The sequence below is a fragment of the Kouleothrix sp. genome, from assembly GCF_046328425.1.
Lineage (GTDB): Bacteria > Chloroflexota > Chloroflexia > Chloroflexales > Roseiflexaceae > Kouleothrix.
Genome location: NZ_JAXLWP010000044.1, coordinates 14451 through 38200 on the forward strand (window position 1 = coordinate 14451; position 23750 = coordinate 38200).

Sequence of the window (23750 nt, forward strand, 5' to 3'; positions counted from 1 at the left end):
CGGCCCAAAGCAAAGGAACCATACCACAGTGAGCCAAGCCGATCTTGTCACATTCAGCGATGTGCAGGCCGCCCGCGCCCGGCTGAGCGGCGCCGCGCACGTTACCCCCGTCGTCACCTCGCGCACGCTCGATGCGCTGGCCGGCCGCCAGGTGTTCCTCAAGTGCGAGAACCTGCAGCGCGGCGGCGCGTTTAAGTTCCGCGGCGCCTACAATACGATCTGCCAGCTGCCCGCAGACGCGCGCGCCCACGGCGTGCTGGCATTCTCGTCGGGCAACCACGCCCAGGGCGTGGCGCTGGCCGCCCAGCTGCTTGGCACCCCGGCGGTGATCTGCATGCCCAGCGACGCGCCGGCCGTAAAAGTCGCCGCCACGCGCGGCTACGGCGCCGAGGTGATCTTCTACGACCGGCTGCGCGACGACCGCGAGGCATTCGCGCGCGCGATCGCCGCCGAGCGCGGCATGACGCTGGTGCCGCCCTACGACGACCCGCGGATCATAGCCGGCGCCGGCACCGCCGCGCTCGAGCTGGCCGAGCAGGCGCCCGACCTCGACGCGCTGCTGGTGCCGATTGGCGGCGGCGGCCTGATCGCCGGCAGCGCTGTGGCCATGCACGGCGCGCGCCCCGCCACACAGGTAATTGGCGTCGAGCCCGCCGGCGCCGACGACACCCGCCAATCGCTGGCCGCCGGCGAGCGCGTGCGCGTGCCGCCACCCGGTACCATCGCCGACGGCCTGAGGATTGTGATGCCCGGCGCGCTCACCTTCCCGATCGTCCAGCGCCACGTAGCCGATGTGCTGGTCGTCGACGACGACGAGATCCTCGCGGCGGTGCGCTTCGCGCTGCTGCGGCTCAAGCTGGTGATCGAACCATCCGGCGCGGCGACGCTGGCCGCCCTGCTGGCCGGGCGCGTGCCCGCCGGCCTTGGCCGCGTCGGCGCGATCATCAGCGGCGGCAATATCGACCCGCCGGTGCTGGCCGGGCTGTGGTAGCGCGCCCGGCCGCTCTGCCGGTTGACGTTCCGTAGCGCCGCCAGTATAATCGGCGCACGTTTCCCCACAGGCATATAAGAAAGGACGCGACGATGGCGGTCTTTAAGGACTACGAGGATATTCATGCCTGTATGGGCCGGCTGTACGACGAGGCCAAGTGCGACTCGCGCGTCGCCCCGAAGATCAAGGACTCGCACCTGGTGATCCAGTTCCGCTACGAGGAGCCGCACGCGGTTGTCACGATCAACGCCGCCTCCCCGCCTACCCAGGATGGCGCCTACTTCGACGTGCTCTGGGGCGACGACACCGGCCTGAAGCCGGATGTCGAGATGAGAATGAAAGCCGACGTGGCGCACCATTTCTGGCATGGCAAAGTGAACCTGATGGCCGCGCTGGCCCGGCGCCAGATCATCGCCAAAGGCCCCATCCCCAAGATCCTGAAGCTGCTGCCCGCCGTCGAGCCAATGTACGACATGTACCCGCGGCTGTTGCACGAGATCGGCCGCGACGACCTCGTGCTCACATAAGAATGCTCGGAACAAACCTTGCTGCGTACCATCGCTGGCCCTCCCAGAGCGATGCACTCCCGGCGCGCCAAGCCGGAACCAGCGGCTTGCATGCCGGTCGCAGGGCGCGCTACAGTGATGGTTCGGCAGAGCGGAGGCCCGAGGCATGGACACGGAAGAAATGTATCGGCGCGGCGTCGCTGATGCCGATCGCGGCGAGCCACACCCGTTCTACTACGAGCACTACTACCAGTATCGGCGCGGCTACGACCGCGCCAGGCATAGCCGAGGTTTGCCAGGCGGCTTCTACGACCGGCGCAGGCGCCGCGTGCTGCGCTTGGGCGCTGTTGGGGCAGTGCTGATTGTGGGCCTGGCCGCGCTGCTCTTCTGGCGTAACCGATCGCCGGCCACCACCGCCGCGCAGCCAACCCGCACGCAGCCGGTCGCGGCGGCAAGCGCGCCGCCGCCGCGCTCGCCGGTGTTCCCAACGCCAACCATCCCGCCCACGCCACCCCAGGCCGGCCTGCATGTCGGCGGCAGCGCGCGGGTGGTGAATGTCGCCGGCGCGGCGCTGCGCAGCCGCAAGGAGCCGATGCTCAAGGCCGCGGCGACGGCTGCGTTTAAAGAGGGCGAAACCGTCACCATCCTTGAAGGCCCGATCGAGGCCGATGGGTTCGTCTGGTGGCGCATTCAAGGCCCCAGCGGGGCCGGCTGGAGCGCCCAACAATCGCGCGACGGCACACCCTGGCTGCAGGCCAATACCTCATAGAGCGATCTGATACCGGCTGTACAAGCGGCACCGATCATTGGCATAGACACGATCACCACCTGCGCAATCTGTGGATGATCGAGCTATAAGCACAGCCGTGACTTTCTAGCAAAACAGACGTCGTATGCTGCGGCTGCTCTCACATCCGACTACAACGTATAGCACGATGTTGGCGCGTTTCGCCTGATGTTTGAATACGTGCATAACGCATAGGAGGCTTCCAATGGGGCTTTTTGGCAACAGCGACGACATGAAGAAAGTCGGCGAGGACATGCAGAAGCTGAGCGAGCAGATCGCCGACCTTCAGCAGAAGCTCGCCGCGAAAACCACCGAGGCCGACGGCCTGCGCACGCAGGCCGCCCAGGGCGCGGCTAGCTCGGTCGCGCTCGAAGACGCGCAGGCCGAGATCGGCGTGCTGCGCCAGCAGCTGGCCGACATGAAGGCCGCCACCGAGGCGGCTTCGGCAAGTGTGCTCGGCAGCATCAGCAAAGCCAGCGCCGAGGCGCCCGCCGCCCCGGCCGAGGAGGCCAAAGCTGCGGCGCCTGCAGCGGCCGCAGGTGGGCTCACCGCCGGCGCATCGGCGTGGGTGACGCGCGCAGGTGGCCTGCCGCTGCGGCTGCGCTCGGCGCCAAGCCTTAGCGGCGAGATCCTCGACCGGCTGACGCCTGGCACCGAGGTAACGCTGCTCGACGGGCCGCAGCCGGCCGATGGCCACAGCTGGTGGCATGTGCGCAGCGCCGGCGGCGAAGGCTGGGTGGCCGGGGAAGATCTGCGCACCCAGCCCGACTAAGCCCGCACGCCCTGCACCGCTCACCCCCGCGCTCGAGCTCGAGCGCGGGGGTGTCGTTCTTTCCGTGGCCGAAAAGACACGAGCTACGCGGTGCGCGTTTTTGCCTTCGGCAGCGCGGTACTTTTTCATGGATGGTGCTCGGATTTTCGCGCTTTGCGCAAAAATCCGAGCACAAAAGAACGTACGGTACCATGCTGCCGCAGGCAGAACAAGCCCATAGCGCAGGCGACCGCGTAAGTCCTGTAAAAGAGAGATGCAATGAATTCGACCTTTCTGCCCAGCAGCGTGGCTCGGCGGCTGGTGGCTGTGCTCTTCTTCGCCCAGTGCCTGAGCTCGGCGGCGCTGATCGCCAACATCCAGGTGAACCCGATCGTTGGCTCTAGGCTCGGCGGCAGCGACTCGCTCGCCGGCGTGCCCGGCACGCTGCTGCTGATCGGCGCGGCGGTGTCGGCGCACGTCTCGGGGCGGTTCATGCAGCGCTTCGGCCGGCGCCCTGGCCTGGCGCTGGGCTTCGTGGTGGGCACCTGCGGCATGCTGCTCAGCGGCGCAGGCGTAGTGCTCGGCAGCTTCGGCGTGTTCCTCGTGGGCGTGGCGCTGATGGGCGCGGCGCGCGGCGCGGCCGACCAGAGCCGCTACGCCGCAGCCGACACCCAGCCGCCCGAGCATCGTGCCCGCGCGATCAGCACGGTTGTGTTCGCCGGCACTGTCGGCGCGATCGCCGGCCCGTGGCTGGCAAGCTCGCGCGGCAACCTGCTCGGTGGCCTCACCGGCGTGCCCCAGGCCGGCCCAATGTGGGCCGGCGCGCTGCTGTTCGCGATTGCCGGCGTGCTGGTGTTTGTGCTGCTGCGGCCCGACCCACTCGCCGCTGGCTGGGCTGGCCAGCCGCACCAGCCGCACGCCCCCGCCGAGCGTGGCCGCACGCTTGGCGCCCTGCTGCGCCTGCCGGCCGCGCAGCTGGCGCTGGCCTCAATGGTGGTAGGCCAGGCCACCATGGTGCTGGTGATGTCGGTCACATCGTTGCATATGGACCACAATCACCACGGCGGCGACGAAATCTCGCTGGTGTTTATGGCGCATACAATTGGCATGTATGGCCTCTCGATCGTCAACGGCGGCCTGATCGACCGCCTGGGCCGGCGCGCCGCCATCGCTATTGGCGTGGGCTTGCTGGTGGCCGGCGGCCTGCTCGCGCCGGCTTCGCTGCTCGCCGGCTGGCTGACGCTGGCGCTGTTCCTGATCGGCCTGGGCTGGAACCTGTGCTATGTCGGCGGCTCGACAATGCTGGCCGACATGCTGGCCCCGGCCGAGCGCGGCAGCCTGCAGGGCAGCGTTGAGCTGATTGTCAACCTCACCTCGGCTAGCTGCAACCTGCTGAGCGGCGTGATCCTCGATCATTTCGGCTACACCACCCTCGGCGTGGCCGGCGCCGCGCTGGCGCTCGTGCCGCTGTTGCTGGTTGGCCTGCACTGGCTGCGCCCGGCGCGCCGCGCCCGCGTGGCCTGAGCCGGCTTGGCGCGCTGCCAGGTACTACCAAATCCGGCAAAGCACCTGCTGTACGGTGAGAGTTCGGGTGCGACGAAGCCGCACCCGAGCTTTCTTTTGTGCTGCCCGGCTTCGCCGGGCAGCACAGCGGAACAGACAAAGCGTGGGTTCGAAAAATGGTGCATGGGCCGCATATATCTTTGCAATCTATTGACAAAATATTTGCAAAATGTTATACTTGCACAAGTTATAGTATCCATAACAGTAGAGAGAGCCCATGAACAAGCGCTCGCCCATGGCATTCATCTTCCTCACCGTGTTTATCGACCTGCTTGGCGCCGGGATTGTGCTGCCGCTTCTTCCGTACTACGTCAAAATCATCGAACAATCCGAGAGCGCGGCCCTAGCCGAGAACCGCGCGATCATCGTCGGGCTGCTAGCGGCCTCGTTCTCGCTGATGCAGTTTCTGTGCGCGCCGGTGCTGGGGGCGCTCTCCGACCGCTTCGGCCGCCGGCCGGTGCTGCTGATCAGCTTGCTTGGCACTGGCATCTCGTATATTGTGTTCGGCCTGGCCGATCGGCTGCTGGGCTTCGGCGCTGCGGCGGTGCTGGCGGTGCTGTTTGGCGCGCGCATCCTCGACGGCATCACCGGCGGCAATATTTCTACGGCCCAGGCGTATATCGCCGACATCACCACCCCCGAGAATCGCGCCAAAGGCATGGGCATGATCGGCGCGGCCTTCGGCCTGGGCTTTATGCTCGGCCCGGCGCTGGGCGGCCTGCTCAGCGGCATCAGCCTTGAGGCGCCGGCCTTCGCGGCGGCTGCGCTGGCGCTGGCCAATGTTGCCTTTGGCTACTTCATGCTGCCCGAGTCGCTTCCGGCCGAGCAGCGTATCGCCGTGCCGCTGGCGAAAATGAACCCGCTGGCGCGGCTGAGCGGCGTGCTGAGCAACCAGGCAATTCGCCCGCTGCTGGCCGGCGTGTTTATGCTCAACCTTGCGTTTGCGGGCATGCAGAGCAACTTCGCGGTGTACAGCGACGCGCGCTTCGGCTTCGGGCCCCGCGAGAACGCCTTTATCTTCGCGTTCATCGGCCTGATGGCGGTGATCATGCAGGGCTTCCTCATCCGCCGGCTGGTGCCGCGCTTTGGCGAGATGCGGCTGGCGGTGGTTGGCCTGGCGCTGATGGCCGTGGCGTTTACGCTGATCGCGCTCGCGCCGCAGCCCTGGACGCTCTACCCGATCATGGGTCTGCTGGCGGCCGGCAGCGGCATGGCCACGCCCTCGCTCACCAGCCTGATCTCGCGGCGCGTGGCGCCGCAGGCGCAGGGCGCCACTCTTGGTGGCACGCAGGCGCTCAATAGCCTGACCATGGTGCTCGGCCCGCTGCTGGCCGGCGCGCTGTTCGACGTTCTCGGCCTCCAGGCGCCCTACTTCGTCGGCGGCCTGCTGGTGGCCGGCGCGCTGGTGCTGATCGGCATAGCGGTGCGCGCCTCGGCGCCTGCGGTCGTGTCGACCGGCATGCCCTCGCTCTCGCCCGAAGTCGAGTAGTACTGGCTCTGCTGGATCGCTTTCGTTTTGCGATACCTTGCCCGGCAAAGCCGGGCAGGGTATCGCAAATTTCGGGGGTGGCTTCGTCGCCCCGCAGATGCTGTTTCGCGCCCCTCTGCCCACGTGGGAGAGGGGCGTTTGGTTGGCGAGCGGAGCCACACCGAGCCTGTGGTATACTGCGGCACGCAATCGCTCAGTGCCAACGAGGTGTGCTGTGGGCAACGCTACCGGGCCGATCATCGCGATCGGCGACCTGGTGTGGGATGTGCTGGTGAAGCCGTATACAATGCTGCTGCCGGGCGGCGACACGACCGGGCGGATCGCGCTGGCGCCGGGCGGCTCTGCCGCGAACGTGGCAACCTGGATCGCGCGGGTGGGCATGCCGGCTGGCTTTGTGGGGAAAGTCGGCGCCGACGTGTTCGGCGACCTGGTGGTCGGCGACCTCGAGCGCGAGCAGGTGGCGGCGTATGTCAGCCGCACCACCGAGCACGACACCGGTGTGATCCTGGTGCTGATCGACCGCGCCGGGCAGCGCAGCATGGTGACGAACCAGGCCGCCGATTTCCAGCTGATGCCGGCCGACTTGCCGCTCGACGCGCTGCGCGCCAGCAGCCACGTGCATATCACCGCCTGGTCGCTGTTCACCGACCCGCCGCGCGCTGCGGCGCTCCGCGCCGCGCAGGTGGCCAAGGCTGCCGGCGCCACAGTGTCGTTCGATCCTGCCTCGTACCAGATGATCCGCGAGATGGGCCACGACCGGTTTGCGCGCATTACCGCCGCGCTGCCGGTAGATATCCTCTTCCCGAATCGCGAGGAAGGCCAGGCGCTCACCGGCGAGCACGCCCCCGAGCAGATCGCGCAGGAGCTATTCGAGCGCCATAACGGCGCGGTGATTGTGCTGAAGCTCGATAAAGATGGCTGCTTTGTCAAGGCGGGCGACCACGCCCAGCACTACCCCACCGGCGATGGCCCGGTGATCGACGCGACCGGCGCGGGCGATGCGTTCGATGGGGCGTTTCTGGCGCGCTACCTGCGCGACGGCGACCTGGCGGGCGCCGCGCGGTTCGCCAACGATATTGGCAGCTGGGTCGTCGCGCGCTATGGTGCTCGCCCGCCGATCGACGACGAGCTGCGTGCTATTCTGAAGCGATCGTAGCGGCTAGATGTCGGAGTAGAGGCTCGGCCGCAGGCCGCGCGCCTCGAGCAGGCCGCCCAACTTTTGCAGCCCCAGACGTACGCGCGTCTTGATCGTGCCGAGCGGCCGGTTGAGCTTGGTGGCGATCTCCTGGTGCGACATGCCGCCAAAGTACGCCAGCTCGATCGCCTGGCGCTGCGCCTGCGGCAGCTCGCACAGCACCTCGGCGATCACCCGGCGCTGCTCGGTGGCCCAGGCCGCCGCCGGCACGTCCATCTGCTCGTCGATCAGCTGCTGGATAATCGGGTGCTCTACGTCTTCGTACACCGGCGTGGGCCGCGAGCGCAGCCGGCGCAGCTCGTCGATGCACAGGTTGTGCGCGATCCCAAACAGCCACTGCGCTACCCGGCCACGCTCGCGCTCGAAGCTGGCGCTGCGCCGCCATACTCGCCAGAATACCTCTTGCACCAGGTCTTCGGCCATCTCGGGGTTCTTGAGCATCCGCAAGCCCATGCGGTAGACGATCGCGGCATAGCGGTCGTACAGCACCTCGAGCGCCTGGCTGTCGCCCTGCGCAATCGCCGCCATCAGATCGAGATCGCTCGTGGCAGGGCTTCCATCGTGCTGTCGCGCACTGCTAACAATCGGCCGGGTGGCTTTTCCGAGCGTGTTTGCAGCCATGGCAGGTGCCTTCCTCATTCGCTGGTCGGTGTCGCCGGTTCTTGAATGGCCGCATTATACAGCCTTTGCACAGCCTTGTCAATAAATTGAACAGCTATTGCAACATTTATGCCAGGAACTTGTGCAACACGTCGCTCTCCGGCCGGCGCCGCTTCACCAAAACCGAACAGCTTCCGAGCCGCATTCGGGCGCAAAGCGTACGTATATATATGGTATACTGCGCGGCATTGATCACAAACCGCCTGTTTCGGCCTGCGACACAGCCGTGCGTGCGCATACGTGGCGCTGAACAGGCTTCGCACAGAAAGATTGAACCTTCATGCTGCGTACCCGCCTCGAGAGGATCTTTCTCATTCTGCTGGTCACCGTTCCACTGCTCGGCACTCTGTTTGCAATCTGGCTGCTCTGGCAGCGCCTCGTCGGCTGGCGCGATGTCGCGATCTTGGCCGGCATGTATCTCTTCAGCGCGCTTGGCATCACAATCGGCTACCACCGCATGCTGACGCACCGCAGCTTTGAAGCGCACCCGGCGGTGCGTTTTTTCTTTCTGATGCTCGGCTCGATGGCGATGGAAGGCCCGGCGCTCGACTGGGCTTCGATCCACATTAAGCATCACGCCAACACCGACGCCGACGACGACCCGCACAGCCCGCTGCACGGCTTTTTTCACGCGCACATGGGCTGGTTCATGAATGTGTACCACGCCGAGCCCGAGACGTATGGCCGCTGGCTGCTGAAGGACAAGCTCGTGATGTTTATGAGCAATACGTTCTTTGTGTGGGCGGTGCTGGGGTTTGTGATCCCGTACCTGCTGGGCGGCTGGCGCGGGGTGCTCTGGGGCGGGCTGGTGCGGGTGTTCCTGACGCACCACGTCACCTGGAGCGTGAACTCTGTCTGCCATACCTTCGGCGGGCGCATGTTCGACACCGCCGACGAAAGCCGCAATCACTGGCTGGTGGGGCTGCTGGCGTTTGGCGAGGGCTGGCACAACAACCACCACGCCTTCCCGCGCTCGGCGTTTCACGGGATGCGCTGGTGGCAGTTCGACCTTTCGGCCTATATCATCCGGCTGCTCGAGGCCACCGGGCTGGTGTGGAATGTCTGCCGCGTGTCGTTCGAGAATATGCAGGCGCGCCTGGCACGCCGCCCCGAAACACCCTCGGCCTAGTACTGATACGCTGTTCGCTTGATCACGTATAGATTGTGTTGCCCTACGTGGCTTCGCCACGTAGGGCAACACAAAGAAGTTCAGGGGCGGCTTTGCGCCCCCGAACCCCCACCATAGCGCAGGCGCTCAGCGCGCCGATCACGGCCGCACGTGGCCATCGCCCTCGATCACCCATTTGTAGGTTGTCAGCTCGCGCAGCGCCATTGGCCCGCGCACGTGCAGCTTTTGCGTGCTGACTGCGATCTCGGCGCCTAGCCCCAGCTGGCCGCCGTCGTTGAAGCGCGTCGAGGCGTTCACGAACACCGCCGACGAGTCAACCGCCGCGACAAACCGGTCGGCGGCGGCGCGGTCCTCGGTGACGATCGCGTCGGAGTGGTCGCCATAGCGCGCGATATGCTCCAGCGCGTCGTCCAGCCCATCGACCACGCGCGCCGAGAGCACCAGCGCCATGAACTCGGTGCCAAAATCGCTGGCCTGTGCCGGCACAACGCGCTCGCCCGCCAGGCCGGCACCCTTCAAAATCGCCAGCGACTCTTCGTCGGCGCGTAGCTCGACGCTATGCGCCAGCAGATCGCGGGCAATCGCCGGCAGCGCCTCGGCGGCAATGCTGCGGTGCACCAGCACCGTGTCGAGCGCATTGCAGACGCTTGGGCGCTGCACTTTTGCGTTGCGAATGATTGGCACTGCCTTGGCCAGGTCGGCCGCCGCGTCGACATATACGTGGCATACGCCGATCCCGCCGGTGATCACCGGAATGGTTGCTTTCTCGCGGCAGAACTGGTGTAGCGCCGCGCCACCGCGCGGGATGATCACGTCGACATAGCGGTCGAGCCGGAGCAGCTGCTCGACCAGTGCGCGATCGGGGTCGTCGATCACCTGAATGGCGTCGGCCGGCAGCCCGGCCGCCGCGAGGCCGGCGCGGATCACGCCGGTGAGCGCCGCGCACGAGCCGACGATCTCTTTGCCGCCGCGCAGGATCGCCGCGTTGCCCGATTTCAGGCACAGCGCCGCGATGTCGACGGTGACGTTCGGGCGGGCCTCGTAGATCACGCCCACCACGCCCAGCGGCACGCGCCGCCGGTGTACGCGCAGCCCATTCGGCAGCAGCGCCTGGTCGAACTGCTCGCCGACCGGGTCGGGTAGGCGCACCACGGTGAGGGTATCGGCGGCGATCGCCTCCAGCCGCGCCCGCGTGAGCAGCATCCGGTCGAGCAGCGCGGGCGACATACCGGCCGCGCGCCCGCGCTCCATGTCGCCGGCATTGGCCGCCAGCACTTCGTCGGCGCGCTCGAGCAGCGCCGCGGCGATGGCCTCAAGCGCGGCATTCTTGCGCGTGGTATCGGCCAGCGCCAGCGTTCGGGCGGCCGCGCGCGCGCGCTGGCCGATCTCGTTCAGGTCAATCATTCGGTTTCTCTCTCCGTGGTAACACGAGAAACGCAGTGGCCCGCGTCGCCAGTTGATTCTGCCTGCGGCAGCATGGCACTGCCGATCTTCTGCGCACGATCAATGAAAAGTACCGCTCTGCCGAAGGCAAAACACCCACCGCGTTTCTCGTGTCCTGGTAAGCCGCACGCAGCTGGCGCACTCTGTGGTGATGGATCTGCGTGCGATGCCGCAGCCGCAACTGCGTAAGCTCGGCATCTACTGGCCGCCAGGCGACTACAGCAGCACCATATCGTCGCGGTGCACAACCTCAGGCCCGTAGTCGTAGCCAAGCGTCTCGGCGATCTGGTTTGAGCGCATCCCCTTGATCATCCGCAGGTCGCGCGCGCCATACTGCGCCAGGCCGCGGGCGATCTCCTGGCCGGCGCCGTTGAAGATCCGGATCGTCTGGCCGCGCTCGAAATCGCCCTCGACGCCGACGACGCCGGCGGGCAGCAGGCTTTTGCCGCCCTCGGTGAGCGCGCGCGCCGCGCCGCTGTCGGCCAGCACCCGGCTGTGGCGCGCCACCTCGGCAAGCACCCAGCGCTTGCGGCTTTCGAGCCGGCTGGCGATCGCCGGAAAGCGCGTGCCAAGCAGCGCGCCGTCGAGCACCTGCAGAATCACCTCGGGCGTGGCGCCACTGGCGATCACCACCGCCGTGCCGCTGTGCGTCGCAAGGTCGGCGGCGTGGATCTTGGTGAGCATGCCGCCGGTGCCGCGCGTATTGCTGCCGCCCGCCAGCGCGTAGATCGCGTCGTCGATCGCGCGCACCTCGGGGATGAGCTTCGCGGCGGGGTCGCGGCGCGGGTCGGCCGAGTACAGCCCGTCGATATCGCTCAGGATCAGCAGCAGGTCGGCGTCGACCAGGTTGGCCACCAGCGCCGAGAGCGTATCGTTATCGCCAAGGCGGATCTCGTCGACCGCCACCACGTCGTTTTCGTTGATGATCGGCAGCACGCCGTGCAGCAGGCAGGCCAGCAGGGTATTGCGGGCGTTGAGGTAGCGGTGGCGGTCGCGCAGGTCTTCGCGCGTCAGCAGCGTCTGGGCCACCGCAATGCTGTACAGGTCGAAGATCTGCTCGTAGATGTGCATCAGGCGGCTCTGGCCCACCGCCGCCAGCAGCTGTTTGAACGGTAGGTCTTTGCGCCGTGGCGGGAACTGCAGCCGCTCGCGGCCGGCCGCCACCGCGCCCGAGCTGACCAGCACCACCTCGACGCCGCGCGCGCGCGCTGCGGCGATCTGGCGCACCAAGTCGACCAAGCGCGGGCGGTGGATGTGATCGGTGCCGGCGGTGAGCACGTTGGTGCCGAGCTTGACGACGATGCGTTTGGAAAGCATAGATCAGAAGTCAGGAGTTATGAGCCAGGCGCCGGGCGCTAGCAGAGCAGCTGCTTCCGACGCCCGACGCCCGACTGCTTATGCTAGGGGACAAGCCGATACCCCACGCCCCACTCGGTCAGCAGGATCTTCGGGTCGCGCGGGTCGGTTTCGATCTTGCGGCGCAGGTGCCAGATATACACCTTGAGGTAGTCGTTATCTTTGGTATACTCCTGGCCCCACACGCCGCGCAGCAGCGCCTCGTGCTCCATCACCGCGCCGGCGTTCTCGGCCAGCAGCAGCAGCAGATCGTACTCGGTAGGCGTCAGGTCGACGATGTCGGCGCGCACGCGCACCTCGCGCTTCTGCTTTTCGATCTGGATCTCGCCGTTGCCGGCGGTGACGGGCCGGTTGGGCGATGGCACGCGCCGCAGCAGCGCACGCACGCGCGCCATCAGCTCGTCCATGTTGAACGGCTTGCCGAGGTAATCGTCGGCGCCGCTGTCGAGGCCGGTCACGATATCCTGGCTCTGCACGCGCGCCGTGAGCATAAGCACCGGCACCTGCGAGAACTCGCGCAGCTTGCGGCACGCCTCCCAGCCGTCCATCTCGGGCATCATCAAGTCCATGATCACCAGATCGGGCTGGTGCTCCTGGGTCATCATCACGCCTTGCACGCCGTTTTCGGCCTGGAGCACGGCAAAACCCTCGTGCTCAAGGTTGATCCGCACAAGCTCGCGCAACCCCGATTCATCGTCGACGATTAGAATTCTCCGTTGCTGCATACACCCCTCGCTCGCCTGTCAGCGTTGCGCCGACGTTTCTTGCTGTAGTTTGTTGAATAGCGCCTCGACATCCTGTGTCGTCATCGCGCTAAAGAGCAGAAAGCGGACGTTGCCTTCCCGATCGATCAAGAAGCTGGTTGGCAGTACATACACCTGGTAGGCCCGGTCAACGCTGCTGTCGCCGTCGAGTGCGATCGGGTATGTGACATGATGCTCGGTAAGGAATTTGCGAATATCGGCGTCGCCGTCGGCGCCTTTGCGCTCGTTCTCGCGCACATTCACGCCGATGATCTGCAAGCCCTGGGCGCTGAGCTTCTCGTAGGCGGCCTGAAGCGCGGGCGTTTCTTCGCGGCAGGGCGCGCAGTTGGTATACCAGAAGTTCAGCAGCACGACTTTGCCGCGGTAGTCGCTCAGGCGCACTTGCTGGCCGTCGAGCGTGGGCAGCGCGAAATCGCTGGCCGGCCGGCGCACCTCGGCTGCGGGCGGCAGGCTCGCCGCCGCCTGCTGGCCCGAGACGACCCACACCACCGCGATGACGATCAGGCCAAGCAGCGCGCCACCAACCGCCATTGCGATCTCGCGCCGGCTGAGGCCACGGCGGGGCGCGCGCGCGCCTGCGGCTGGCGCGGCGCCAATGCTGGCATCGTAAGCCCTGCGGCGGGCCGGGTCGCGCAGCACGGCGTAGGCACGCTCGATCGCGGCCCCACGCTCCTCGGCAATCTGCTTGAATTCATCGCCCAAGTCGGCGACTCGTTCGAGACTATAGCGTTCGCGCTGGCGCTGGTACGCCGCGTCGATCTCATCGGCGCTTGCCTGCGCGGGCACACCCAGCATGGTGTAGAATGTTTCCATCGCTTTATATAAGAAACGTTAGCAGAGCGTATTTTAACACATTCGGATCGGGGTGTGTAGGGGCAATTTTTACTTTTTACAGTTGCCCGCACTACGCCGCCGATCCGGTATGGGCTTCGCCGTTCGCAAGGCCGTAGCAGTACGCCCCCGGTCAATAGGGTGTCAGGCCGCCGGCTGCGCGCCGGCAGCCTCGGCCTCGCGCCGCAGCAGCGCCCACAGCGCGGCTACATGCTCGCGCTCGGTGCCGATCGAGCCGATCGAGACGCGCACCATCCAGCGGCCGTCGAGCGTGGCGGGCGTGATATACGCGCCGCCCGAGCGGTTCACGCGCTCGGCCCATGCCAGCGTGTGCCGGTCGAGCGCCTCGCCCTGCAGGCCGGCCGGCTCGTGGCGCAGGCACAGCGTCTGGAGCGTCAGCGGCGCCAGCACGCGCCAGCCCGGCGCGCCGGCCACTTGCTCGGCGAGCCACTGCGCGTTGGCCATGTCGCGGCGCAGCCGCGCCTGAAGGCCGGCCACGCCCTGCTCGCGAACGAGGCACCACAGCTTCAGCGCGCGGAAGCGCCGGCCCAGCGGGATGCCCCAATCGCGCAGATTTTTCACCCGGTCGTCCACCGTGCTCTGCAAATAGCTCGGGTTGGTGCTCATAACCCGCACCAGGTGCTGCGGGTCGCGCACGTAGTACAGCGAGCAGTCGAACGAGACGCCCAGCCACTTGTGGGTATTGAGCACAATCGAGTCCGCGCCTTCGACACCCTGCCACATCCAGCGGCACTCCGGCAGGATCATGGCCGACCCGGCCATGGCGGCGTCGACGTGCAGCCACAGGCCGTGCTGGCGCGCCAGCGCCGCAATCGGCTCAATCGGGTCGAGCGCGGTGGTGGTGGTGGTGCCGGTGGTGGCCACCACCGCGCAGGGCACCCGGCCATGCGCCAGGTCGTCCTCGATCGCGGCGGCCAGCGCGTCGGGGCGCATGGCGTAGCGCTCGTCGGTGGCAACAAGGCGCAGGTTGGCGCGGCCGTAGCCGGCCAGCAGCGCGGCCTTCTCCACCGAGCTGTGGCTCTGGCCCGAGGCGTAGACGACCAGCGGGCGCTCTTCAGCCTGCAGGCCGCCACGCGCCAGCGAGTAGCCCGACGAGCGCTCGCGCGCGCACAGCAGCGCCAGCAGCGTGCAGGCCGAGGCGGTATCCTGGATCACACCGCTCCACGCGCCCGAGAGGCCAACCATCTGGCGCATCCAGTCGGCCACGACTTCCTCCAGCTCGCTCAGCGCCGGGCTCGATTGCCACGACAGGCCCAGCACGCCTAGGCCAGTGCTGAGGTAGTCGCCCAGCACGGCCGCCAGATCGCTGTTGGCGGGAAAGTAGCCGTGGAAGTTGGGGTGCTGCCAGTGCGAGAGGCCTGGGACGATGATCTGGTCGAGGTCGCGGAAGATATGTTCAAACGGCTCAGCTTGCTCGGGCGGTGCTGCCGGCAGCTGGTCGCGCACCTCGCCCGGCTCGGCGCGCGACATCACCGGCAGCTCGGCCACGCTGGCGCGGTAGTCGGCAACCCAATCGATCAGCTGGTGGCCGATCCGGCGAAACTCCTCGGGGGTCATGGTGTGCTCCTGTTTGCTTGTAGCGAGAGGGCACCATTGTACATCGTTTCGCGGCGACACCTCGGCGCGCCGCCCCAACGGCGCGCCGCCGGGGCGTGCCTGGCACCCGGCGGCAGTCGCGGCTGTTCATATCAACTTCGTTTGCTATGCGCTGCTGGCTTCGCCGGGCAGCGCATAGCAAAAGGAGGTTTCGGGGCGGCGAAGCCGCCCCAACCCCCCCCAAATACAGCAAGTGTTCAGGCGGATGTGGTATCAGCTGGGCTGGCGGCTATGCCGCGCCCGCCGGCGGGATGTTGTGATTCTGGCAAAACATATTCGTCGGGTCGTAGCGGCGCTTCAGCGCGGCCAGCCGCTCGTAGTGCGCGGGCGTGAAGCCGGCGCGTGTGCGCTCGGCGCCATAGTCGCCATCGCCAAGCCAGCTCGGCAGCACGCCGCCGGTCGAGTGCGGCTGCATGGCCTCAAAGATCGCCTGGGTGTTGCGCTTCACCGGCTCGGCCTGTTGCGGGCTCGTCAGCACGTCGATCGTCTGCATGATAAAGGGAGCGTAGCGCTGGCTGAACGAGGTGCTCTCGGGTGGAACCCGCGTCATCGCGCCGCCCAGGTGGCGAATCTCGAACACCGTGACCGGCGCGCGGCCCTCGGCGCCCACCAGCTCAAGCACGGTTGCGATCGTCGCGGGCGACAGATGCTTCAGCATGGTGGTCTTGCGCCAGGCCGGCATCGGGTCGGCCGGGTCGTTGGCAATCGTTCCGATCGCGGTGTAGGGCATGGTCTGGAAGGTATCGGCGAGCATGCCGCCCAGCGCGCGCAGCGGCTCCAGCAGGCGCTCGCCCTCGCTGGCCGGGCCGGCGTAGGCCGCGCGCACCGTGATGATCGCCCTGCCGCGCAGAAACTCGGGCAAGTGCGGCAGCGGCGGCACGCGCATCAGCACCACCGACGACGTCATCTCGTCGGGCAGCGACTCGGCCCAGCGGCTATATGCCGGCAGCACCTCGGCCGCGCGCTCGATCGGGAAGAACAGCGCGCCGCCATAGATTTCGCTCAGCGGGTACAGCCGGAACTCAAGCGCGGTGACAATGCCGAAGTTGCCGCTGGCGCCGCGTAGCGCCCAGAACAGCTCGGGCTCGCTCGCCGCGCTCACGCGCCGCAGCTGGCCGTCGGCCGTCACAACCTCGGCCGCCACTACGCTGTCGACGGCCGCGCCGTACTTGCGCAGCAGCCAGCCAAACCCGCCGAACAGGCTGTAGCCCACCACGCCGACGGTTGGGCTCGAGCCGTTGAGCGGCGCCAGCCCGTGCGCGTGCGCGGCCTGCACCACCGCGCCCCAGCGCACGCCGGCCTCGACGCGCGCAGTGCGCGCGGCCGGGTCGATCGCCACGCCCTGCATGCGGCTGGTATTGACGCGCAGGCCGCCCTCGAACGGAAAGCCGAAATTGTGCCCGGTGGCGTGCACGCCTACCGGCAGGCGCTGCATGCGCGCGAACTTCACCGCCGCCACTACGTCGGCCGCGCTCGCGGCCATCACCACCACCTCGGGCGAAGGCAGGTCTGAAAGGCCGTAGCCGGCGCGCGCGCTTTCGTAGCCCAGCTGATCGGGGGTGTACACCCGGCCCGGCAGGGCCATAGACAGCAGATCCAGCGCAAACGGGTCGATCGATGATGCTGGTGCAATCGTCTGATATGTCATGGCGTGTAGCTCTCCTTATGGCTCGCTTGTCGTTCGTGTCGTTGACACGCTGTTTCAGACGCGCGAGCCTACGGCAGGGTTACAGCCATCTACGGCAGCGGCTTGACTTCGCGCACAACCACGCGGCGGCCTGGGTCGGTGAATGGCGACGCGCAGCTTGCCAGCGCGAGGTGCCGCACGCTATACCACCAGTAGCCCATGCTCTGCCAGTCGGCGCGCCATGTCTGCCGCGCGACGATCGTGCTGGGGTAGCCGTAGGTCGGATCGTACTCGACCTGCAGGTCGACGGCGTCGCGGCAGACGCATCCGCCCGACGGATCGACCTGAGCGCAGCGGTCGGGCGGCGCGCTCGACTTGGCCACAAACGTAAACAGCCAGCTGATCGTCCACAGGTTGGGGTGCTGGCAGGTATTGTTCAGCACGCGCACCAGCCGCTCGTCGCGCACCTCGACGATCTGGGCGCACGGTCGCCCGCCGACAATCTCGCGGGTGTGCAGGGTGTAGTGGGCCAGCGGCCGCGACTGCCACAGCCTCAGCGCAGCCGCGTAGCGCGCGTCGGCCTGCGCGCCGCAGCCCGCCAGCGCCAGCACCAGCAGCGCACATAGGCACGCGCGTGGTGGCATATTGGTGTCTCCTTACGCTCGCGCACACTGTAGCCGCAGCCGTGGCGGATGTCAACCCGGCGCGTTGCGGGCTGCGCGCGGCGCCGTAGGGCTATTGACGCGCCTATGCCCGCGCCGTATAATGCCGCCGGAAACAGGAGTGAGGAGCTGGCATGAAGCTATTGGTCTTTGTAACCGAATATAGTGCCGCCGACGCCGCCGTCGACGCGCTGGTCGAGCAGGGGTTTCGCGTCACGCGCCTCGCCTCGACCGGCGGGTTTCTGCGCAAGGGCAATACCACGCTGCTGGTGGGCGTCGAAGACAGCGCCGTCGATCAGGCGGTGGCGCTGGCCCGCCGCGCCGCACCTGGCTCGCTAGTGATCACCCTCGACCTGGAGCGCTACGAGCGGATTTGAACATTCTCTATGTCGCCAGCGGCATCCCCGTGCCCGGCACGCTTGGCGGCTCAACCCATACGCTTGAGGTTGCGCGCGGGCTATCGGAGCGCGGCCATACCCTCCACGTGGTCGCATGCTCGGGCGCTGGCTGGGGTGGCCTCGCCGCGCTGGCCCGGCCGATCTCTTCACGCCTCGGCGGCGTGCACGTGCACCACATCAATGTGCCCAAGGCCGCGTCGCTCCTGGCAGCCCCGCTGATCCTGCGGCTCGCGCGCGCCATCCACCCCGACCTGATCATGGAGCGCTACTATAACCTGGCCGGCGGTGGCATCCTGGCCGCGCGGCGCCTTGGTTTGCCCTCGATCCTCGAGGTGAACGCCCTGATCGTCGACCCGCCCGCCGTGCTCAAGCGCCGCCTCGACGACGCGCTGGGCCGGCCGCTGCGGCGCTGGGCGCTGGCGCAATGCCGCTGGGCTGGCCGGATCGTCACGCCGCTACATACCACTGTGCCGCCCGAGATCGCGCGCGCCAAGATCGCCGAGCTGCCCTGGGGCGCCAACACCAGCCGCTTTCCGAGCGCCGAGCTGGCCAGGCCAACCGGCATCCCAACCGTCGTGTTCCTCGGCTCGTTCCGCGCGTGGCATGGCGTTGTCGATTTCGTGAAGGCCGCCGCGATGCTGCTGGCGCTCGGCCGCGACTGCCAGTTTCTGCTGATCGGCGATGGCCCCGAGCGCGCCGCGGCCGAGCGGCTGGCGGCGGCATGGCCAGGGCGCTTCACCTTCACCGGCGCGGTTCCCTACGACGACGTGCCCGCGCTACTGGCCGGCGCGGCGGTAGGCGTGGCGCCATTCAACACCGCGCCGCACCCGGCCCTGCGCTCGGCCGGCTTCTTCTGGTCGCCGCTCAAAGTCTACGAGTATATGGCCGCCGGCCTGCCGGTGATCACCGCCAATATCCCGCCACTGAACCAGGTGATCCGCGATGGCCAGGAGGGCTGGCTGTTCGCCGAGGGCGATATCGCCGGGCTGGCTGGCGCAATTGCCCGCGCGCTCGACAACCCCGCAGCCGCGCGGGCGGCTGGAGCCCGCGCCCGCGCCCGCGTGGCCGAGCGCTACTCGTGGGCGAGCCACTGCGCCGCGCTCGAAGCGCTCATGCGCGAGCTGACCGAGCCCGCAGCCAAGGCGCGCGTATGAGCGGCCCGCTGCGCGTGCTGATGCCCAGCGATGTGTTTCCACCGCGCTGCGGCGGCGCCGGCTGGAGCGCGCACACCCTGGCGCTGGCGCTGATCGCGCGCGGCCACGCCGTCACCGCGATCGTGCCACGGCGTGTGGCAGCGCGCCACGCACGCGCGGCCCAGCTTGAAGACGTGCTGGGCGTGCCGACAGTGCGCGTCGACTACTGGGCGCCGGCGGCGCCGATCGTGCAGAACTACTTCCGCCACGAGCGGCTGTGGCCGCGCCTTGCCGATGCGCTCGTCGACTCAGCTGCCACCATGCCAGCGCCCGGCGTGCCAGCTCCAGTTATTATTCACGCCCAGCACGTGCAGGCCGCCCCGGCAGCGATCGCCGCCGGGCGCCGGCTTCGCGCTCCGGCGATCATCACCGTGCGCGACCAGTGGCCCTGGGATTATTTCAGCACTGGCCTGCACGCCAACCGGCTGCCCTACCCGCGCCAGACGTGGGCCTCGCTCGCGGCCGATCTGCCGCTGCGCCTGGGGTTTGCGCGCGGCGTGCCGGCGCTGGCTGGCATCCCATATATGCTCGCGCACCTGCGGCGGCGCCAGCAGGCGCTGCGCCAGGCCAGCGCGGTGATCGCGGTGAGCGCGTATATCGCCGGCCGGCTTGCGCCATTCGTCGCGCCCGAGCGGCTCCACGTCATCCCGAACATGGTCGATCTCGCGGCCGTCGACGCGGCGCTCGCCGCCCCACACACGAGCCTGCCGATCGGCAAGCCCTACCTGCTGTTCGTCGGCAAGCTCGAGCGCAACAAAGGCGCGCAGCTTCTGATCGAAGTGTTCCGCGCACTTCGCGCGCAAGAAGCTGAAAGCGCGGGCAGCGATGGCGCGCATCCGCTCGCCGCGCCCGAGCTTGTGATCGCGGGCGACGGCCCGCTGCGCCCGGCGCTGGAGCACGAGCTGGCGATGCTCGGCGTACGTACGCGCTTCCTCGATTGGGCCGCGCACGACGATGTGCTGCGGCTCATGGCCGGCTGCGAGCTGTTGCTGTTTCCTTCGGCCTGGGGCGAGCCGCTGAGCCGCGTGCCGCTCGAGGCGGGCGCCTGCGGCGCGGCTGTGCTGGCCATGCCCACCGGCGGCACGCCCGACATCATCCGCGATGGCGTGAATGGCGCGCTCGAGGCTACAACGCGCGGCTTCGCTAGGCGTATGGCCGCGCTCATGGCCGACCCGGCAGGCCGAAAGGCGCTTGGCGCAGCCGCCCGCCACACCGTCGAGCAGCGCTTTTCGCCGGCTGCGGTCGCGCCGCGCGTCGAGGCGCTCTACCGCGAGCTGGCAGCCGCGTTCATTATTTGAAAAATCGCGGCTTGACTCGCGTATGCGTATTCGTATACTTGCTGTATACTGGGCTCAGGGCTAGCATACATCCGGTAGAATTGCTCCAGCCCGCCCTTCCAACACGAAGCTCACCGAAACGTTACCTGTACCTCGGCACCAAACCATGGCGCACTAGCTGCCTTGGCATAGCTGCGCCATTCTAGCCATACGAAGAAGCAGAAGCGAACATAAGCGGGGTGACTATGACGTCATCGGTTTCGCCATTTGAACTTCCTGTCCCGGCGGGCCCCAACGATGTCATCACTTCGCTTCGGCGCGGTCTTACCATCCTCGAGCTGCTGGCCAACGAACCCGAGGGTCTGCTGGCCAAAACGGTAAGCTTCCGCACTGGCCTAAACCTAAGCACCTGCTACCACCTGCTGAATACGCTCATGGCCGCCGGCTATGTCGCCAAGCAGCCCAGGACTCAGCGCTTCGCGCTCACCGGCAAGATCAGCTTTCCCACCCTCACCTCGATCGAGCAGGCGCACCTGCTGCCGCAGCTTCAGCCGCACCTGCACACCCTGCGCGACCTCACCTCGGAAACCGCCTACCTCTCGCTGCGCCACCACAACGAGATCGTCGTCAGCGCGATTGTCGATAGCCCGCAGGCGCTCAAGGTATCGCTGCTCCATGTCGGCTACAACGGCGCCGCGCACGCTATGGCGCTTGGCAAAGCCATTTTAGCCTACCTCGACGAGCACGATGTTTCGGCGTACCTGTTCCACTGCGGCATGCCTGCGCTCACGCACAAGACTATCTCGGAAGAGGCGGCGTTTAAGTTCGACCTCGCGAACGTGCGCTTGCGCGGCTACAGCCTCGATCTGGAAGAGTTCGTGGCCGGGGTTTGCTGCATTGGCGCGCCGATCTTCGGCGTGGCCGGCCGCGTGGTCGCGTCGCTGGCGATCTCGCTGCCGGCCAGCCGCTACTACGCCGGCAGCGACGCGCTGGTGCGCCACGTGTGCGACGCCGCCGCCGCCGCGACGCGCACGCTTACACTGCTGCGCTACGCCCAGCCCTCAAGCTACGCGGCAGTTCCCTAGCCTTATACCAAATTCGCTTGATGACTGACACTTTGGTGGGGGTTTGGGGCGGCTTCGCCGCCCGCTCTTAGAGCCTGTTTGAAAAGGGGTGCGCGAGGGCTATGCCCTCGCACTTCCCTTCTGGCGGGTGGCGGCCACATTCGTGGCCGCCACCCGCCAGAAAAGTGGAAACTTGGAGGGACTTTGTCCCTCCAAACCACCCTTTTCAAACCGCTTCTTATGGGATGCCCTGCACGGCCACGCCGGGCGCCCCAAAACGAAACTGATCAAACAAAGACCAGAGCGACCGCGCATGTATGCTGCGCAATCGCTCTGGCCGTGGATGTGCCTGCCCGCCTACGCTGCGCTAGCGCGCGCCGCGCACCCGCCGGGCCAGCGTCGCGCCCACCAGCAGCAGCGCCAGCGCGCCCGCCAGCAGCAGCGCCGTCGGGTCGCTGCCGCCGGTTTGAGGCAGCGCGGTAGGCGCAGTGATCGAGATCTGCACCATCTCGGGCTTGCCGTTCGCCGCGATCACCGGCGCGTCGGGGCCGGGGAACTCGTAGGTGCCAATCTTGCCGGCGTCGATATGCAGCATCGGCCAGACCTTGGTGTCAACCTTCAGATCCTGCGACAGCTCCACCTTCACGTTCGGGTTCTCGCCCTTCTTCACCGCCGTCTCGCCAAGTACCGCGCCCGGCCCGCCGCCGTCGTCGATATGCACGACGATCCAGCCATCCTGGCCGGCGCTCACATTCGCCACCGTGATCGTCTTATTGACGATCGGCTGATCGGTGGCCGTGACCTTGCCGGTAGCCTGCGTGGCCGGCGCGGCGCCGGCCAGCGGCGCGACAGCCAGCGCGGCCAGCAGCAGCGCGGCCAGCAGCCCAAGCGTACGAACGTACCGAAACATGCCACCCCTCCTTATTATCGGCTTCCAGTGCTACCCATTAAACGTTGACCAAAGCAATTTTTGCAGCTCGGAGCGGTCGGTGGCCGGAATCGCCCCTGCGCTGAGGGTGCCGTCGAGCACGCGCGGCCCGCTTGGTGCGCCACTGCCACCAGCCGGCTCGATCGTGACAAACATGGCCTGGTAGCTGCTGATCGGCTCGCGGGCGCGTACTAACACCCAGCCGTTGCCATTGTGCGCGTCGAAGGTGCCGCCGCTCACCTGCTCGCCGCCGTGCACCAGCCACACCTGGTACTGCTGCCCAGGCGGCAGATCGACCAGCTGCTGCGCCACCAGGCACGCGTCGGCGCCCTGCGGCGTAAGCCAGAAATGCCCGCGCGCCGTGCTGCCGTTTACCGCATACCAGTGCAGCGAGGTGTCGTTCAGCAGCGCGATCATGGTTTGCCAGCTTTGGCGATCCTCGGTGATCAGCGCGGCCTGTGCCCGAAGCTGGCTCTGGAGCGAAATATTCCAGCCAAGCAGCGCCAGCGCCAGCGCCGCAAAGGCGTAGGCCGCCCATACCGGCCGCGCCAGCCGGGGCCAGCGCGCGCGCGGTGCCGCCTGGGATGCCGCCGCCGGCCGTGGCTGCGCCGCGCGCTCGACCGCGCCGATGATGCGCGCCCGCAGCTCGGGCGAAGGGTCGTGCTGGGGGGCGTCGTAGGCCAGCAGCCCGGCCACAGCGCGGTATTCGCGCAGATCGCCTCGGCAGCGCGCACACAGCGCCAGGTGGCCCAGCGCTTCGGGTGAGGCGTTGGCCTCGCCGAGCGCGTAAGCCGCCAGCCAGGGCTGAAGCTCATCGCATTGTGAGACGGTTTCAGAGTCCATTGCTCGTGTTCGCTCGGCGTGTTGCCGCAATGAGTCACACGCCCGTGGAGGCCCTGCTAGATCTACGCAGCAGCCGCCGTTTTGAATCTATTCGTCGGCGAACAGCCGCCTGAGCGCCTCGCGCAGCTTATCCATGCCCAGGCGCAGCCGCGTGTGCACCGTGCCAAGCGGCAGCTGCAGCTGCTCGGCTACCTCGCGCCGCGTCAGGCTGCCCCAGAACACCAGCTCCAACACCTCGCGCTGCGCCGGCGGTAGCTCGCGTAGCGCCTGCTGCACCTCGTTGCGCAGCAGCACTTCGTCGTAGCTTGGGTCGATCGAGGCCAGCGGGCCGAGCGACTCGTCCGAGATCTCGCGCCGCGCGTCTTTGCCACGCCGGCTGCGCAGCTCGTCGATCGCCCGGTTGTGCGCGATCGACAGCAGCCACGACGACAAGCTGCCCTGGCTGGGCTGGTAGCGCTCGACATTGCGCCAGCAGCGCATAAACACGTCCTGCGTGATCTCTTCGGCCGCGCCGCGATCGTTCACGATTCGCAGCGCCATGCTGAACACCAGCCGCCCATAGCGATCGTACAGCACGGCAATGCCAGCGGCCGGCTGCTCGCGCAGCAGCGCCGCTAGCTCGGCATCGCTCGATGTGGCCGACACGGCGGTGATCGCTCCGTCCACGGCTGCCGCT

General features: G+C 67.5%; 23 protein-coding genes. 12 read left to right on the plus strand and 11 right to left on the minus strand.

Annotation, left to right across the window (positions count from 1 at the left end):
- The first annotated feature begins 28 nt into the window (after positions 1-28).
- The 7 genes from U0177_RS27500 to U0177_RS27530 all read left to right on the plus strand — a co-directional run bounded on the left by U0177_RS27500 (position 29) and on the right by U0177_RS27530 (position 7243).
- A complete protein-coding gene (locus tag U0177_RS27500; RefSeq protein WP_409573887.1) occupies positions 29-991 on the plus strand; it encodes a threonine/serine dehydratase in 963 nt (320 codons plus the stop codon).
- A 92-nt stretch (positions 992-1083) separates the two neighbouring features.
- Positions 1084-1518 carry a hypothetical protein gene (locus U0177_RS27505; protein ID WP_409573888.1) on the plus strand — a complete coding sequence of 145 codons (435 nt, stop codon included), beginning with the start codon at positions 1084-1086 and terminating at the stop codon, positions 1516-1518.
- A gap of 145 nt (positions 1519-1663) precedes the next feature.
- On the plus strand, positions 1664-2266 hold the full coding sequence (locus U0177_RS27510) for a hypothetical protein (RefSeq protein WP_409573889.1): 603 nt from the start codon (positions 1664-1666) through the stop codon (positions 2264-2266).
- A 223-nt stretch (positions 2267-2489) separates the two neighbouring features.
- Complete coding sequence (locus U0177_RS27515; RefSeq protein ID WP_409573890.1) at positions 2490-3056, plus strand: SH3 domain-containing protein; 567 nt, start codon at positions 2490-2492, stop codon at positions 3054-3056.
- A gap of 258 nt (positions 3057-3314) precedes the next feature.
- Positions 3315-4559, plus strand: a complete 1245-nt coding sequence (locus U0177_RS27520; protein ID WP_409573891.1) for an MFS transporter — start codon at positions 3315-3317, stop codon at positions 4557-4559.
- Between the two features lie 256 nt (positions 4560-4815).
- A complete protein-coding gene (locus U0177_RS27525; RefSeq protein WP_409573892.1) occupies positions 4816-6087 on the plus strand; it encodes an MFS transporter in 1272 nt (423 codons plus the stop codon).
- Between the two features lie 214 nt (positions 6088-6301).
- Complete coding sequence (locus tag U0177_RS27530; protein ID WP_409573893.1) at positions 6302-7243, plus strand: carbohydrate kinase family protein; 942 nt, start codon at positions 6302-6304, stop codon at positions 7241-7243.
- A 3-nt stretch (positions 7244-7246) separates the two neighbouring features.
- Here U0177_RS27530 and U0177_RS27535 read toward each other — a convergent pair whose 3' ends face one another.
- Positions 7247-7903, minus strand: coding sequence for an RNA polymerase sigma factor (locus U0177_RS27535; protein WP_409573894.1), 657 nt, complete (start codon positions 7901-7903; stop codon positions 7247-7249).
- Between the two features lie 319 nt (positions 7904-8222).
- Between U0177_RS27535 and U0177_RS27540 the strand changes: the two genes are divergently transcribed.
- A complete protein-coding gene (locus tag U0177_RS27540; protein ID WP_409573895.1) occupies positions 8223-9071 on the plus strand; it encodes an acyl-CoA desaturase in 849 nt (282 codons plus the stop codon).
- A 138-nt stretch (positions 9072-9209) separates the two neighbouring features.
- Here the strand turns inward: U0177_RS27540 and U0177_RS27545 are convergent, their stop codons facing one another.
- The 7 genes from U0177_RS27545 to U0177_RS27575 form a co-directional block, all read right to left on the minus strand.
- A complete protein-coding gene (locus U0177_RS27545) occupies positions 9210-10475 on the minus strand; it encodes a glutamate-5-semialdehyde dehydrogenase (RefSeq protein ID WP_409573896.1) in 1266 nt (421 codons plus the stop codon).
- A 255-nt stretch (positions 10476-10730) separates the two neighbouring features.
- Positions 10731-11831 carry a glutamate 5-kinase gene (gene proB / locus U0177_RS27550; protein ID WP_409573897.1) on the minus strand — a complete coding sequence of 367 codons (1101 nt, stop codon included), beginning with the start codon at positions 11829-11831 and terminating at the stop codon, positions 10731-10733.
- Positions 11832-11914: 83 nt separating this feature from the next.
- The gene (locus tag U0177_RS27555; protein ID WP_409573898.1) at positions 11915-12595 is read right to left on the minus strand and encodes a response regulator transcription factor; all 681 of its coding nucleotides are present in this window, start codon (positions 12593-12595) and stop codon (positions 11915-11917) included.
- A gap of 18 nt (positions 12596-12613) precedes the next feature.
- Positions 12614-13447: a redoxin domain-containing protein gene (locus U0177_RS27560; RefSeq protein ID WP_409573899.1), complete on the minus strand. Its 834-nt coding sequence runs from the start codon at positions 13445-13447 to the stop codon at positions 12614-12616.
- Between the two features lie 162 nt (positions 13448-13609).
- Entirely contained in the window at positions 13610-15043 is a 1434-nt protein-coding gene (locus U0177_RS27565; RefSeq protein ID WP_409573900.1) for a pyridoxal phosphate-dependent decarboxylase family protein, read from the minus strand.
- Positions 15044-15311: 268 nt separating this feature from the next.
- Positions 15312-16730: an FAD-binding oxidoreductase gene (locus U0177_RS27570; RefSeq protein WP_409573901.1), complete on the minus strand. Its 1419-nt coding sequence runs from the start codon at positions 16728-16730 to the stop codon at positions 15312-15314.
- Between the two features lie 89 nt (positions 16731-16819).
- Positions 16820-17353, minus strand: coding sequence for a hypothetical protein (locus U0177_RS27575; protein WP_409573902.1), 534 nt, complete (start codon positions 17351-17353; stop codon positions 16820-16822).
- 152 nt (positions 17354-17505) lie between these two features.
- Here U0177_RS27575 and U0177_RS27580 point away from each other — a divergent pair, with 152 nt between their 5' ends.
- The 4 genes from U0177_RS27580 to U0177_RS27595 all read left to right on the plus strand — a co-directional run bounded on the left by U0177_RS27580 (position 17506) and on the right by U0177_RS27595 (position 21324).
- Positions 17506-17748, plus strand: coding sequence for a cyclic-di-AMP receptor (locus tag U0177_RS27580; RefSeq protein ID WP_409573903.1), 243 nt, complete (start codon positions 17506-17508; stop codon positions 17746-17748).
- Positions 17745-18923, plus strand: a complete 1179-nt coding sequence (locus tag U0177_RS27585; protein ID WP_409573904.1) for a glycosyltransferase family 4 protein — start codon at positions 17745-17747, stop codon at positions 18921-18923. Before U0177_RS27580 ends, U0177_RS27585 begins: the two co-directional genes overlap by 4 nt.
- Positions 18920-20260 (plus strand): glycosyltransferase family 4 protein, encoded by a 1341-nt coding sequence (locus tag U0177_RS27590; RefSeq protein ID WP_409573905.1) that lies wholly within the window; start codon positions 18920-18922, stop codon positions 20258-20260. The genes U0177_RS27585 and U0177_RS27590 overlap by 4 nt, the downstream gene beginning before the upstream one ends.
- A 224-nt stretch (positions 20261-20484) precedes the next feature.
- Entirely contained in the window at positions 20485-21324 is an 840-nt protein-coding gene (locus U0177_RS27595; protein WP_409573906.1) for an IclR family transcriptional regulator, read from the plus strand.
- Positions 21325-21670: 346 nt separating this feature from the next.
- Here U0177_RS27595 and U0177_RS27600 read toward each other — a convergent pair whose 3' ends face one another.
- The 3 genes from U0177_RS27600 to U0177_RS27610 all read right to left on the minus strand — a co-directional run bounded on the left by U0177_RS27600 (position 21671) and on the right by U0177_RS27610 (position 23740).
- Positions 21671-22213 (minus strand): LPXTG cell wall anchor domain-containing protein, encoded by a 543-nt coding sequence (locus U0177_RS27600; RefSeq protein WP_409573907.1) that lies wholly within the window; start codon positions 22211-22213, stop codon positions 21671-21673.
- 30 nt (positions 22214-22243) lie between these two features.
- Complete coding sequence (locus tag U0177_RS27605) at positions 22244-23074, minus strand: anti-sigma factor domain-containing protein (RefSeq protein WP_409573908.1); 831 nt, start codon at positions 23072-23074, stop codon at positions 22244-22246.
- A gap of 87 nt (positions 23075-23161) precedes the next feature.
- Positions 23162-23740, minus strand: a complete 579-nt coding sequence (locus U0177_RS27610; RefSeq protein ID WP_409573909.1) for a sigma-70 family RNA polymerase sigma factor — start codon at positions 23738-23740, stop codon at positions 23162-23164.
- Positions 23741-23750: the final 10 nt, after the last annotated feature.